This window comes from Microcoleus sp. A6-C6, assembly GCF_036705955.1.
In the GTDB taxonomy this organism is placed as follows: domain Bacteria; phylum Cyanobacteriota; class Cyanobacteriia; order Cyanobacteriales; family Microcoleaceae; genus Microcoleus.
Genome location: NZ_JAUBVR010000011.1, coordinates 19,774 through 34,361, shown reverse-complemented (window position 1 = coordinate 34,361; position 14,588 = coordinate 19,774). Strand labels below are relative to the sequence as shown.

General features: G+C 45.6%; 11 protein-coding genes. 7 read left to right on the top strand and 4 right to left on the bottom strand.

All coding sequences use genetic code 11. The features are described from left to right. Positions 1 to 19: 19 nt before the first annotated feature. The 5 genes from dndB to dndE all read left to right on the top strand — a co-directional run bounded on the left by dndB (position 20) and on the right by dndE (position 6,802). Complete coding sequence (gene dndB, locus QUB52_RS06965) at positions 20 to 1,129, top strand: DNA sulfur modification protein DndB (RefSeq protein WP_332972630.1); 1,110 nt, start codon at positions 20 to 22, stop codon at positions 1,127 to 1,129. Positions 1,130 to 1,306: 177 nt separating this feature from the next. Next, positions 1,307 to 2,314, top strand: coding sequence for an HNH endonuclease (locus tag QUB52_RS06960; RefSeq protein ID WP_332972629.1), 1,008 nt, complete (start codon positions 1,307 to 1,309; stop codon positions 2,312 to 2,314). Beyond that, complete coding sequence (gene dndC, locus QUB52_RS06955; protein WP_332972628.1) at positions 2,311 to 3,993, top strand: DNA phosphorothioation system sulfurtransferase DndC; 1,683 nt, start codon at positions 2,311 to 2,313, stop codon at positions 3,991 to 3,993. Before QUB52_RS06960 ends, dndC begins: the two co-directional genes overlap by 4 nt. 122 nt (positions 3,994 to 4,115) lie before the next feature. Beyond that, the gene (gene dndD / locus QUB52_RS06950; protein ID WP_265234349.1) at positions 4,116 to 6,113 is read left to right on the top strand and encodes a DNA sulfur modification protein DndD; all 1,998 of its coding nucleotides are present in this window, start codon (positions 4,116 to 4,118) and stop codon (positions 6,111 to 6,113) included. Positions 6,114 to 6,400: 287 nt separating this feature from the next. Continuing rightward, the gene (gene dndE / locus QUB52_RS06945; RefSeq protein ID WP_265234350.1) at positions 6,401 to 6,802 is read left to right on the top strand and encodes a DNA sulfur modification protein DndE; all 402 of its coding nucleotides are present in this window, start codon (positions 6,401 to 6,403) and stop codon (positions 6,800 to 6,802) included. Between the two features lie 180 nt (positions 6,803 to 6,982). Here dndE and thiD read toward each other — a convergent pair whose 3' ends face one another. Beyond that, on the bottom strand, positions 6,983 to 7,801 hold the full coding sequence (thiD, locus tag QUB52_RS06940; RefSeq protein WP_332972626.1) for a bifunctional hydroxymethylpyrimidine kinase/phosphomethylpyrimidine kinase: 819 nt from the start codon (positions 7,799 to 7,801) through the stop codon (positions 6,983 to 6,985). Positions 7,802 to 7,852: 51 nt separating this feature from the next. Continuing rightward, positions 7,853 to 8,773 (bottom strand): hypothetical protein, encoded by a 921-nt coding sequence (locus tag QUB52_RS06935; protein WP_332969286.1) that lies wholly within the window; start codon positions 8,771 to 8,773, stop codon positions 7,853 to 7,855. A gap of 183 nt (positions 8,774 to 8,956) precedes the next feature. Between QUB52_RS06935 and QUB52_RS06930 the strand changes: the two genes are divergently transcribed. Beyond that, on the top strand, positions 8,957 to 9,721 hold the full coding sequence (locus QUB52_RS06930) for an MBL fold metallo-hydrolase (RefSeq protein WP_265239092.1): 765 nt from the start codon (positions 8,957 to 8,959) through the stop codon (positions 9,719 to 9,721). A 56-nt stretch (positions 9,722 to 9,777) separates the two neighbouring features. Here the strand turns inward: QUB52_RS06930 and ftsZ are convergent, their stop codons facing one another. Together ftsZ and QUB52_RS06920 are read right to left on the bottom strand one after the other, a co-directional pair. Next, a complete protein-coding gene (ftsZ, locus tag QUB52_RS06925) occupies positions 9,778 to 11,049 on the bottom strand; it encodes a cell division protein FtsZ (protein ID WP_265239091.1) in 1,272 nt (423 codons plus the stop codon). A 372-nt stretch (positions 11,050 to 11,421) separates the two neighbouring features. Further along, positions 11,422 to 12,321 (bottom strand): cell division protein FtsQ/DivIB, encoded by a 900-nt coding sequence (locus tag QUB52_RS06920; RefSeq protein ID WP_332972625.1) that lies wholly within the window; start codon positions 12,319 to 12,321, stop codon positions 11,422 to 11,424. Positions 12,322 to 12,659: 338 nt separating this feature from the next. Here QUB52_RS06920 and QUB52_RS06915 point away from each other — a divergent pair, with 338 nt between their 5' ends. Continuing rightward, positions 12,660 to 13,991 (top strand): ATP-binding protein, encoded by a 1,332-nt coding sequence (locus tag QUB52_RS06915; protein WP_332969304.1) that lies wholly within the window; start codon positions 12,660 to 12,662, stop codon positions 13,989 to 13,991. Positions 13,992 to 14,588 lie beyond the last annotated feature (597 nt).

Here is a 14,588-nt window from a genome sequence, read left to right as displayed (position 1 = left end):
CAATTCCCAATTCTAAAATATGTCTACTCCTTCCTTTGAATACATTTTGCCCGTGATCCGGGGAATTCAAGCGGGCCGCGAATATTACGTATCCATGTGTCCGGTGCGTTTTTTGCCGAAATTGTTTCCCTTAGATTCTGAAGAATTGCCGCCGTCTCTGCGGGCGAAACGCGCGCTTAATCATGCTAGAATTCCCGAAATTGCTGATTATTTTGTCAAGAATTCGGGAAATTACACTTGTGGGGCAATCGCCGCTTCGATTGATGCGGATATTACTTTTGAAGCGGTGGGAAATGAGGCGGAGGAACGCAAAATCGGTCGCTTGCGAGTGCCGATGGATGCTAAGTTTACGATTAATGACGGACAGCATCGCAGGGCTGCTTTTGAGATGGCTTTGAGGGAAAATCCGCAGTTGGGATACGAGACGGTGGCGCTGATTTTGTTTCTGGATATTGGGTTGGAAAATTCGCAGCAAAAGTTTGCTGATTTGAACGGTTTTCAAGTTCCTTTGGAGTCGTCGCTAAGGGTACTTTACAATCACCGGGGCGATTCGGCTTTGGTGCTAAAAGCGGTTGTTAAGCAGGTTGAGGTGTTCCGGTGTTTGACGGAGATGGAGAAGGGAAGTCTGAATGGGCGATCGCCCAAATTGTTTACGCTAAGTGCGATCGATCGTGCTATTATGGCTTTGCTGTCCAACATCCACAGCAGCAAACAAACAAAACCCTTTCATTCTCGCACTACAAAACAGGAAAAAGAGGAAGAACTTGCTGAACAAATACAACAGGCGGTTAATTATTGGAATGCGGTTAGCAGTTTTATGCCCGATTGGCAATTAGTTCTGCAAAAGCAAGTTGCGGCGGGGGAAATGCGCCGGAATTGCGTGCACTGTCACAGTGTTGTGTTGGAGAGTTTGGGGGAAGTTGGGGCCGCTTTGTTGTCGGTTTTTCCTGAGAGTTGGGAGGAACGTTTGAGTTTTTTACTGCAGGTTGATTGGTCGATTTCTAATCCTGATTGGGAGGGAGGGATTTTGTTGAGAGGGGGGATTTCTAAGTCGAGGGCTAGTGTTAGTTGGATGACTGATTATTTGAAAAATCGATTGGGTTTGGAAGCCGCAGATGCACGCGGATAAGCCCGAATAGTGATATAATTATCTCCTATTTAGGCTAGACAATTACTTTTTACTCTGCTGACACTGCTTAAATTGTCTAGTTTATGCGTTATGATTGTGCCTTGCGGTGCTTAACCCTCTGTTGCAAATAGTGTAAGATATGAGGTCGATTATATTTAATTATCACTGGAGAACGAAATGACTAGGGGAGAAGAGTATGAAAATAAAAATTTAGCTTATTATCGCCAACGTTTTGAAAATCTTAATGTGGGCAATAAGAAGAATTCACAAGACCGTTCCCCAAATCAGCCAATACTGTTACTGTCTGTAATTGATTTAATTACACAAGGTTTGCTTAAGGACAACCACATTACTATTTCCGAGGAATTAATTAATACATTCAAAAAAAATTGGTCGGCTTTGACTTCTGATTCTTGGAAGCCGGAGAATTTTGCTCTACCATTTTTTCATTTGAATAAAAATAAAACTAAATTTTGGCACGTTACATTTAGCGAACAATATGCAGGACGGCGTGCTCAAACAATCAATACCTTAATAATAGATGTTGACAGTGTAAAACTTGACGATGAACTATTTGATTTATTGCAAGATACTGGTGCAGCAAAAGAGTTAATAGATGTATTGATATCTACCTGGTTTTCATCTAACCAAAAACCAATAGAAGATATTTTAACCATCAACCAGTCTCTCCAAGATTCTCCTTTGAATGAATTAGATAGTATTGAATCTGGTAATACAGATAGACAACCAAAGGTGTATTTAAGAAAATCTTTGGTTAGAGAGGCTTTGTTTCGTAAAAAAATCGTGCACTTGTATGATTATCGATGTGCTTTCTGTCGATTGAAAGTCAAACGTTCACTTAGTCAAACTATTGTAGATGGCGCACACATCAAGCCCTTCTCCCAGTTTTATGATGATAATGGAATAGATAATGGACTCTCACTCTGTAAAAATCATCATTGGGCATTCGATCGAGGATGGTTTGCTATTGACGACCGTTATCAAATTATAGTTGCTAGTGATTTAGAAGAGGAATCACCACGAGACTCTAGATCTATGAAAGACTTTGACGGAGAAATGATTCTTTTGCCAAGCTTGAACAAACATTATCCGAGAATCGATGCCATTCAGTGGCATCGTAAAAATGTGTTTACTTTGAAATCAAAAGGGAACTCTACAAAATGAACGATCTACAACAAACATCACTATTTCCGCAACGGAATATTGGCGATTTAATTGCAGACATAGATATCTTAAAAAAAGAAATTCAAGAACTTTATTGTCAAGACGAACTCCCACTTGTAATCGGCTGGAGTGGTGGCAAAGATAGTTCCGCAGTCTTACAGCTTATATGGTATGCGATTGCAGAACTTCCAATTGAGAAACGCCACAAAAAAATTCATGTTCTTACAAACGATACGCTGGTAGAAAACCCTATAGTATCTGCTGGAGTACATAATTCTTTAAAACGAATGAAAATTGCAGCCCTAGAACAGGGAATGCCCATCGAAACTCACTTAACTTATCCAGCCGTTCAAGATACCTTTTGGGTATGCTTAATAGGCAAAGGATACCCAGCACCTAGAAACCGATTTAGGTGGTGTACGGAACGATTGAAAATACAACCAACAGGTTCTTTTATTCGTGAAATAATTAGAACTAGCGGTGAGGTAATTCTTGTTCTAGGGACTCGCAAAGCAGAAAGTACAAAACGCGCCGCAAATATGGCAAAACATAGGGAATGGCGGGTAAGCGAACGCCTCAATGCTAATCCCACTCGCCCTAACTCTTATATTTACCTTCCCATTGAAGACTGGCGAACAGATGAAGTTTGGCTTTACTTGATGCAGTGGGATAATCCTTGGGGAAATAACAATAAAGATTTACTCAGTATGTATCGAGGTGCAACAGCAGACAATGAGTGTCCTTTAGTTGTTGATACTTCTACTCCTAGTTGCGGAAATTCTCGCTTTGGCTGCTGGGTTTGCACAATGGTAAGCCAAGATAAATCTATGGAGGCAATGATTCAAAATGATGAGGAAAAAGAATGGATGCAGCCTCTCCTCGATATTCGCAACGAATTAGATGTTGAAGACGATCGCCCAAAAAGAGACTTCCGCCGCATCTACGGTAGAGTAGAACTGTTTGAACGCAACATGGGCGACGACAAAACCTCCGTCGAACCCATCCCAGGCCCCTACACCAAATTCTGGCGAGAACACTGGCTGAGGCGAGTCTTGGAAGCACAAACCCACATCCGCAAAACCGCACCAGAAGAAATGCGCGACATCACCTTAATTACCCCGGAAGAACTTAGCGAAATCCGCCGCATTTGGTTGGAACAAAAGCACGAATTTGACGATAGTTTACCCCGGATTTATGAAGAAGTCACGGGCGAACGGTTTGAAGATTCCCGTCCCGCCGCCGAAAGGAAACTCCTAGGTAGCGACGAATGGACTGCGATCGAAGAAATTTGCAGCGAGGACGAAATGCACCTGGAATTGATGGCAAAACTCCTCGACACAGAACGCCAATACTACACAAAACCCCGCCGTACAGGCATTTATGCGGATTTGGACAAGTGTTTTGAAACCAGTTCGCGATCGCAGGATGAAGCCATTGGTAACGCCCACTATCAACGCAACTTAAAAACAGCGGTGGAAGCTGTTAAAGCAAATCCGACTGAGAACATTCAGCAAGTCAAAAGTGCGATCGCCCAAACCAACAGTTCTGCAAAAAACGATACCGTTGATATTGCCAAACTCAAAGAAGAACTTGAAAGCAGCAGTCAAAGTAAGCAGCTATCTTGGGCCGATATCAAATATTCTACTCCAGAGGTAGGAGAAGGAAATACCAAAGATTAAATCTGTTAAATCAAAACTTCCCCTGCGTAGCGTGCGTCAGCCAGCATTATTCTATACCTAATTGATAGCCTAATCACTGACGCACCTACCAAACTAATCAGCAACCATCGACAACATCTACAATGCAATTCCTCGAACTCGTCCTCAAAAACTTCGGCCCCTACGCAGGCACCCAAACCATCAATCTCCGCCCCGAAAAAGACGGAAATCCCTGCCCAGTCATCCTATTTGGTGGCATGAACGGCGGCGGCAAAACCACCCTCCTAGACGCCATTCGCCTCGCCCTCTACGGCGGCCGCGCCCAATGTTCCACCAGAGGCAATTTAAGCTACAGCGACTTCCTCAATCAATCCATCAACCGTCATACTCCCCCATTAGAAGAAACCCGCGTCGAACTAACCTTTGAACAAGTCCAAGACGACAAATTAAGTCAATTTAAAATAGTTAGATACTGGAAGAAACCAGAAATCAAAGATACCTTAAGCATTCTCATATACAGCGATATTGTCAGCGATTGGTGGTCAGACAAAGCAATTACTAACACCTGGGACGAATACATCGAAACCCTGCTACCAGTCGGAATATCCAACCTATTCCTGTTTGATGGTGAACAAGTAAAAGAACTCGCAGAACTCGAAACACCACCGGAGTTTGTCGTCGGCGCGATTAAATCTTTGTTGGGTTTAGAATTAGCAGAACGCCTCGCCGTCGATTTAGAAATATTAGCCGGTCGCAAGCGCAAAGAAATTGCTGGCAAAACAGACTTGGCAGCTTTAGAAAAAATTGAACAAACTTTTCAGGAAATTACTGATCAGAAAGAATTGGCGATGGAAAAACGAGGTAGCCTTAAAAATGAATTCGATAAAGCTGAAACAAATCAGCGACAAGCATCAGACAAATTTATTTATCAAGGCGGGAAAATTGCGGCCGATCGCAGTCAACTAGACAGACAGCTAAACGACTACAGAAATCAGGCAGACAAAACCCGTCAATCAATGATGGAACTAGCATCAAATATGCTGCCACTAGCGCTTATTTCACCCTTGCTAAGCGCTGCGAAAACCCAAGCAGAAACCGAGGCCAGCCAGCAGCAAGCAAAGATTGCCCAAAATGTTGTCAAACAAAGAAGCGATCGCCTCCTCAACTATATCGCCGAAATCTCATTAAATGCCCAACAGCTAGATAAAATTCAAGACTTCATCCGCCAAGAAGATCGAGAACTTGAACAGCAAGCCGGAACCGAAACCCCGCCCTGGATTAACGCCGATCACAACAACATCCAGCAACTAGAAAACCTGCTGGGATACCAAATACCAGCCCAGCAAACTCTAGCAGTCGAACAAATAGCAGAAATCACCAACATCGAAACAGAAATCGACTTCACAGACAGACAACTCGCTGGCGCAGCTTCCCCCGAAGCCTACGAGAAACTAGAATCCGAGGTCAGGAATGCTCAAAAAGCAGTCGCAATCGCAGCCGCAGCCTTGGAAGCAACCGATCGCCGAATCGACGAATTAGACAAAGAATTAGCCAAAACCCAGAAAGAACTAGAAAGCTACAGTAGCGAATACATCACCATCAGAAACAGCCAACACGTCATCACTTCCATCGCCAAAGCCCAAGCAACCCTCAAACTATTTAAAGAAAAACTTACCCTCAAAAAACTCAACAAACTAGAAATGCAAATTACCGACTGTTTTCGCTACCTGTTGCACAAAACCGACCTGGTGCATAGAGTTGCGATCGACACTCAAACATTTAGCCTCTCCATTTACGATTCCGAAGGGAAACAAGTACCCAAACACAGACTTTCTGCCGGCGAAAAACAATTATTGGCGATCGCCTTTTTGTGGGGATTAGCCAGAGTATCAGGGAGAGAATTACCAGTGGCGATCGACACTCCCCTGGGCCGCCTCGACTCATCCCACAGAAACAACCTAGTCGAACGGTATTTTCCCTCAGCCAGCCACCAAGTAATCCTGCTTTCTACCGACACGGAGATTAGCAAAGTAGAATATGATAAGCTCCAAGAATTAGAGGCGATCGCCCACAGCTACCTGCTGAAATACGACTCAGCCAAACGGCAAACCACCGTCGAACCCGGCTATTTCTGGGACTAAAAAATCGCGCCAAAATTTTCCGCAACCCCCTTGACTTTTGCCTGGGAGCTGCGGTATGATCTATATCATAATGGGATGGTTGCGAAAATTTTATTTTTGCAACCATCCCATTATACTAGGATATATCTTATTAGAATTAGAATACCAAAAACCGCTAAATTAATCAAGCCCGCGCCCTGTAAAAATTTGTTAACTTTCGTTTTCCAACTCGGTCAGAAAACGTAAATTTAGAGGTTCAGCCTTCCAAATATTAACACTGTTTACAATAAATCCAAAACTCTCAACCTATGGAACCACCAGTCGATCGCATCCGCCTCTCCCAAACAGGCAAAGACCAACTATCAAAACTCAAACGATCGACTAAAATCGATCAATGGAATATTCTATGCAGGTGGGGATTTTGCCGATCGCTCGCCGAGCCCAGCATACCATCCCCAGTGCCAATTCCCAGCGACAGCAATGTCGAATTAACCTGGGATGTCTTTGGTGGTGACATGGCTGATATCCTAATAATTGCCCTCACACAGCGGTGTTACCAAGACAATTTGGGTACGGAAAAAGAAACTCTAGCTAAGCAGTTTCGCCTACACTTGCATCGAGGTATTGGCTATTTAGCTGGCGATCCGAATATTAAGAAAATTGAAGATTTGGTGGCGATCGCTCTTTCGCCTGAAAAATTAAGAAATTAACTCGCTGTTAACTGTTTGCGGTTGACTAATGTTATTGGTTATATCAATTCCGGTTGGATCGGAATGATTTAACCACAGAGTACGCAGAGAACACAGAGGAAGAGAAGAGAGAGATGAATAATTCTGATGAAGCGCGGATTTGATATTATTCGCAGCCTCAAACAAGTAACAAATAACTTCTTACTTGAGTAACAGCGGGAAAAAATGCCCTACTGGGCCTTGTCCTTCCCCAATCTCTAAAGCATATTTCAGAGCATTAGTAACATAATTTTTAGCCAATGTCACCGATGTAAACAAATCTTTACCTAATGCTAGATTAGCGGCGATCGCAGCACTCAAAGTACAACCAGTCCCGTGAGTATTCGTAGTATCAACTGTCTCAACCTTCAAAGTCTCTAACCGCGTACCGTCAAACCAAACATCCATCCCCCGCAAATCTCCCGCCATCCCGCCACCTTTTACCAAAACAGCCTTTGCGCCCGATCGATAAATCTGTTGCGCCGCCGCCATCATATCGTCTAGAGAAAAAATCTCTAAACCGCTCAAAATCTGAGCCTCAAACCGATTCGGAGTCACGACAGCCGCCAAAGGAATCAAATTATTTCGCAAAAATGCGATCGCCCCGTCGTCAATCAGTCGATCGCCCGATCGAGAAACCATCACCGGATCTACAACCAAATTCCCCATCTTCAAACTCTCCACCTGCGAAGCCACCACCGCCATAATTTCCCGGTTCAGCAGCATCCCAGTCTTCACAGCATCCACCCCAATATCCCCAACCACCGCCTCAATTTGAGCCGCCACAGCCTCCGCAGCCATTGCATCGACCCGCATCACCCCCAAAGTATTTTGAGCCGTCACGCAAGTCAGAGCACTCGTACCATGCACGCAGTGAAACGCAAAAGTCCGCAAATCTGCCTGAATCCCGGCCCCGCCGCCGCTGTCAGATCCGGCGATCGTCATTGCAACTGGTATTCTTGATTTCTTGATTTCCGGCATAATGATCTCAAAAATTAACAACCCATAGAAATCCTAAATCAGATTTTATTGTTACGGTTTTATTTCAATTACCGGCTCAGTCAATCCCAGAAATTTTTGTGCTTGTTCAGTTATCCCAAATAGGCGATCGCCATGACAAAAAATTTCCCAAGCACGAATTCCCATAAAACCAATACCAGCAACTGCCAACGGCACCGCAGCAGCGCCTAAAACTCCTGCAATGGGAGGAAATATCATGCAAAGCGCTAACAAAATTCCCGTAATTGCACCGCCAGCAATACCAGCTTTAGCAGTATCAGCAGCCACTTGTTCGATTAATTGGGACTGAGTAATTTTGCCTTCAACACACAACAGCGAGTTTTCTAAGATCGAAAATACTAATTCAATTACTGCTGCTGCGATCGCCCCTTTTGCTACTGCCCCAACGATTTCAGCAACCGCCGCCTTAAAAGCAGCAGCCGTTAAAACTTGCTTGGCGGCTGCTAATTCTTGCGCCGTCATGTCTTTACCACCACGGGCGCGATTCACCCAAAAATATTCAAAAATCCCGTTAGCAGCTTCGTTTCCCCCTCCATTGACGCGGGCTTGAATGTGACTCCAATCTTTATCTTGACAAAATTCGCGAACTGCTTCCGGGCCTCGCGCGCGAATTTGGGCGGGGATGGATTCAAATACTTTTGCGGTTTCTAAAACATTTCGCATTCCGTCACGCACGCCCGCCCTAGCAAATTTGAATTGCAGATTTTTTGGCAAGTTTTCAAAACGGATGTTGTGCGAGACTTTGAAAGCTTCTTGAGCGGCGATCGTCCCAGCACTAACAATTGAACTTGGTGCTGATTGTAGCCAAGCCGTTACTGCGGTTGCATTTTCTTGAACTTTACCTGATATTTCGTTATCTAAATTTTGGATCTCGGCAACAGTTTCTTGTACTTTGAGCGTTATAAATTCGAGCGGATTCAGGTTAATTTCCATGTTCCAGCTTGCATTGTTAATGATTCAATTATTCTGAATATAACATTCCTCTGGCGTAGTTATTCTTCGGAATCTTCCAGTCCGCGAAGGCGGACTTTGTTTGTGTAGACCCGAATTCCATTCGGCGGCTATCTTGGCACAAGCTATGATTAAACTAAATGTAAAGAATTATTGCAAACAACTATGAAACTCACCCGAATCGACCTCAACTCCTGGATTTTCCACATCGCCGGCCAAACCATCCTCGTCGATCCCTGGTTAGTCGATCCCCTCGTATTTTACGGTCAACCCTGGCTGTTCACCGCCTACCACAACACGCCTGTCGCCTTTACTCCCAGTACCTTACCGCCGATCGACCTTTTACTCATTTCCCAAGGCTTAGACGACCACTGTCACAGACCAACACTCGAAAAGCTTGATCGGACAATTCCCGCGATCGCCTCCCCCACCGCCGCCAAAGTCCTCAGCAGTTTAGGCTACACCAATATCATAACTTTAGCAAATTGGCAAGAGTCTAAATTTAAAGAAATATTACAAATCACCGCCGTACCCGGAGCCGAAATCCAGCCCGGACAGGAAGAAAACGGCTATTTACTCAAAGATTTAAACAGCGGCGAGACGCTTTATTACGAACCGCATCTGCCACCATTAGCTAAAGTCAAACAGAAAATAGACACCGTAGACGTAGCCATCGCCCCCGTCATCGGTCAAATCTTCCCTTTCCTCGGACAAATCATCATGGGCCCACAAGAAGCCCTGAAACTTGCCCAAACCCTGAAACCTAAGTTTTTTGTACCTACAACCACAGGAGATATCCGAGCCACTGGTATTTTACCAATGTTCGTCAAGTCGATCGGCAGCATCCCCGAATTTCGAGATTTACTCGCAAAATCGGGGCTATCCACCCAACTCCTCGAACCCGAACCCGGAGAAACCCTAGAGATTTGAGATTTAAGATTTGAGATTTTAGACTTAATCCCCAATCCAAAATCTCAAATCTAAAATTATTTGGGTGGGCGACGGTTGCGCAGAAACTCAGGAATATCCAATCCGAAATCCTGTGGCGGTTTCGTTTTCGTATCCTGGGTTTGTTGAGCAGGAGTCACAGGAACAGTTGCAGCCCGCCAAGGAGCATTCACATTTTGTGTCCGCGAAGCCTGAGACGATGAGATCATTTCCCCCGAAAAACCAGTGGCGATCACAGTAATCTTAATTTCGCCCTGAAGTCGCTCGTCAATCACCGCTCCAAAAATAATATTGGCATTCGGATCGACAACTTCGTAAATCGTCTCAGCCGCCGCGTTTACTTCATGCAGCGTCATGTCAGTACCACCAGTGATGTTAAACACCACACCTCTAGCGCCCTCGATCGATGAAGCCTCAAGCAGAGGCGAAGAAATCGCCTGCATTGCAGCTTCCCTAGCCCGCGACTTGCCAGATCCCACGCCGATGCCCATCAAAGCCGAACCCGCATCTGCCATTACAGCCCGCACGTCAGCAAAGTCAACATTCACCAAACCGGGAATCGTAATAATGTCAGAAATACCCTGAACCCCTTGGCGCAGGATATCATCAGCAACTCGGAAAGCCTCTTGAACCGGCATTTGTTCCGAAATCACCGACAGCAGCTTGTCGTTAGGAATCACGATCAGCGTATCCACCCGGCTTTGCAAAGCGGCGATTCCTTCTTCAGCTTGGCTAGTGCGCCGCCGTCCCTCAAAGGTGAAAGGCCGCGTTACTATGCCCACAGTCAAAGCGCCCATTTCCTTCGCCACTTCCGCGACAATCGGAGCCGCGCCCGTGCCTGTACCGCCACCCATGCCGGCTGTGATAAACACCAAATCGGCGTGATTCAAAGCATTAGCAACTTCGTCGCGAGACTCTTCGGCAGCCTTTTGTCCGATCGCCGGATTGCCCCCCGCACCCAAACCGCGCGTCAACTTTTGTCCGACTTGCAAGCGTTTCGGAGCATTTGAGAGCACCAGAGCTTGGGAATCTGTATTCACGCACCAAAACTCTACGCCAGAAACCTCGCTAGCAATCATCCGGTTAACGGCGTTGCCGCCACCCCCGCCGACGCCAATTACTTTGATTCTCGCGGCACTGCTGGGCATTATGTCTTTGGGATTGACCATAGGATCGATATCAATACTGTCTACATTTACATAATCAGACTTGCGTCTAAACGGATTGGCGGAATCGAGGGCCACCGGAAAATTTTTCACTTCCGAAGGGGGACTGTTTTGGTCAGACCCCTGACTATTATTAAGATTCATTAGAGTCGGGGATATTAGATTACAGCTTGTTAACTAAACGCCAATTCACAATCACTATAGGCTATGTTGCGCGAAAAACTAACACTGGTCGAGGCTCAATGTTAGCAATCTCGAATTTGGCCGATGTTGCTCGCCCATAGCTTGCATACCCCATCTAGGTGCTTGTGCAGAAGGCATTTCTACGCAAGGCAAAATGAAAAAAATGAATTATAGCACCTAACGCATCGGATAGATCGAAAAATTATGTTTTTTTTGCCGATGCGGATCGGTATCAAAAAACAGTCTTGATTTCCAGTCTTGCGTATTGATGCCTAGAGGTGAAAATTCTGCTCGCCCATCGACGATACCTTCTACCTTAACCAATACACAGGCTCAATTCGGGGCCGGAGTTGGTGCGGGAGTTGAACTCTCCAAACTAGGCGGGGGTTCTGGTAAATGAACGATCGGCGCAGCAGGATTTTTTAAGTCAATGTAGGATATGAGGCTTGAATCTAGCTGTTTTGGCAATTGTCGCATTCGGTCTAAAACCTGAAGTTGCGAAGCCGTCTTGGAACTGTACGGCCCTAAGTGTACCGTACCGATCTCTGTTTTCAAGATCAAGTTATTTGGGTCTTGCCAATCTATCTCAAATACTTTCACTGTCAAGCCGCTGAGTCCTTGGTAAAACTTCGGCCAAGAGGTGCGATACTGTTCCAAAGGCCCGATGACTTTTAAAGTTGGCAAAGAATGCTGAGGCTGCGTTCCCTGAGTGCTGCTTTGCCCGATCGAACTATTCTGCGATCGCACCGCAGTATAGCTCTCCGACGGCATCCAACCTCCGCGAGCATCCAGCCACCCCACCTTTTCCTTATCGCTAGATTTCAACACCGCAGTCGGCTGCGCCACCGCCACAGGAAGCCGTTCTGCCACTTCTATAGTCAAAGAAGGCGGAAACAAGTTGCGAGTCACCTTCGCTTTGGCGATCGGCCCCGTTGACTCCAGCTTTTCGGCCAGCGCCTGCGGTTGAATTCCCCACAGCGACTGCGGGTAAGACAGCGGCACCAAAGAGCGCACCGCCTTGTCCGACAGCCACTGATTGCCCTCCACCTTCACTTGTTCCGATCGAACAATCAACCAAGCCGGCTGCGCAATCCACCACAGCAAACCCCCAGCGATCGCGCTCGCTGCCACTGTTTGCCACAGCACAGCCGCCGATCGAGCACGACGCTGCCGCCGCAACTCTTCACGTCTGCGCCCTAACTCTGTTTGAGAAACCGCTCCAAAACTAGCCATCTACCTCTTGACAATTTAATAATTAAGGATTAGCACAAATTCAAAACTGTTTAATCTCGCACACCCCAGACCCTTTCTTCCCTACCATTTAACCAGATCCCCGCAAAATTACCCAGACTCCTGCCAAGATCAGTAAAATTACTGATCCAGCTAGGTAATTAAAATTTCTTAATTAAAAATTTCAAATTTCCGCGTCGGGAAAGTTGATTAGCAGATAAAGGTTCTTTGGGTATTTAGGGCATTACCCCACAGGGCAAAGGGTGACAAATCAAACTAAACTCAAGGCAAGAAAGTTTAGACTTTCGATTAACTTTTTTAACTTTTATTCGGCTTCAATTGTGATCGCACTCGAATTAGACAGATTCTATAAAGCCTGCAACCCGAGCAAGACCCTTGTTGCGGGAGACCCTGGAGATTATCAATACTACATCGATTTTGGTTCCGTGCGGGGCGGCAAAATCATTGAATCTTTACAGCGAACCATCACCCGCATCTCCCCCGACGAGCCAACTTGTCAGCTATTTACAGGACATATCGGGTGTGGCAAATCTACGGAATTGTTTCGACTCAAAGCTGAGCTAGAGCAAGAGGGTTTTTGCGTCGTCTACTTCGAGTCTTCTCAAGACTTAGACATGGGCGATGTAGACATCAGCGATATTTTGCTCAGCATTGCCCGCCAAGTTAGCGAAACTATGGAAGCGGCCAAAATCAAACTCAGACCGAGCTATTTTACCAATCTGTTTGCAGAAGTGGCAGAATTTTTGCAGACTCCCATAGATTTGTCAGCGGAAGCCGAGTTATCTGTAGGCATTGCTAGAGTTACTGCTAAAACTAAAGACTCTCCCAAACTACGATCGCAACTTCGGCAATATCTCGAACCCCGCACCAACAGCATCTTACAGTCGATCAACGAAGAACTCCTCGACAGAGCTAACGCCGAACTCAAGCAACAAGGCAAAAAAGGTCTCGCAGTCATCGTTGACAACCTCGATCGTCTCGACGCATCTCTCAAACCCAGCGGACGCACCCAGCCAGAATACCTATTTTTAGACCGCGGCGAACAGTTGAAAAAACTCAATTGTCATGTCGTCTACACAATTCCCCTGACTTTGATATTTTCCAACGACTTTGGCCGTCTCGCCAGTCGCTTTGGAGTCAAACCCAAGGTGATGCCGATGGTACCGGTGCAAATGCGATCGGGCGACGATCACATCGAAGGAATGGCACTACTGCGGCAGCTAGTATTAGCTAGAGCTTTCCCCACAGTTACTCCCCTTCAACGCATCGATTTAATTTCCAAAGTCTTTGACTCTCCCGAAACTTTAGACAGGCTCTGCCGGATTAGCGGTGGTCATGTTCGCAATCTACTGATGCTTTTGTATAGCTGTTTGCAGCACGAAGACCCCCCCTTCTCTCGCGAATGCCTCGAAAGCGTTATTCAAGAATATCGCGATGATCTTTTGGGAGCCATCAATGACATGGAATGGGAACTGCTGTTTCAAGTCGTCAAGCGACAAAGTGTAACCGGCGAAGAAGAATCTCAAATTTTGTTGCGCAGTATGTTTGTCTTTGAATACCGCGATCAAGAAGGTCGTTGGTTTGGCATCAATCCAGCCTTAGCAGAAACCAGAAAATATCAAGAATGGCAGGAGCGCGATCGCCAAACATAGTTGGGATTTTGGAGATTGCTTCCCAAATCTCCAAGCCCTCCCCGGCGAGGGAGCTAAGCTGTTTTGCATCCCAATTGTGTATGGTGATTGAGGGGAAGAGGGGGAGAGAGGGAGAGGGGGAGAGAGGGAGAGGGGGAGAGAGGGAGAAGATTTTTGATTGATCGTCGAAATATACAATTTAAATGCACAACAGCTTATCAAGTTTTTAACTTCTCATTCACCGTTCAAAACTCCCAACTTTTGCAATTGAATAAAGCATCCAGTCAGCGGTTTGTGCCACTGGCTAATTTTTGTTGATTGCTGGGTGCGCGTCACGACTTTAACGATCCAAAAACAATTACCACCACCAAGGACTTTCTCCAATCTCTACTCTCATATCTGCAAGACCAGACCCCCTATATCTATTTTTATCTGTTGCTCTTAGTCGCAACTAATCCCATCGCGGACTACAATTTTTATAGGTTTTATTTCTAAATTCGTGCTACAGATAGACCGGAGTTGCTTGCTAATAATTAGTCGTCGGTATTGTTCATAAATTGAGGGGGGATATTTACGGTATGTAGTAGTTTATCTGTAGCCGACAAAAATCAAATTAAG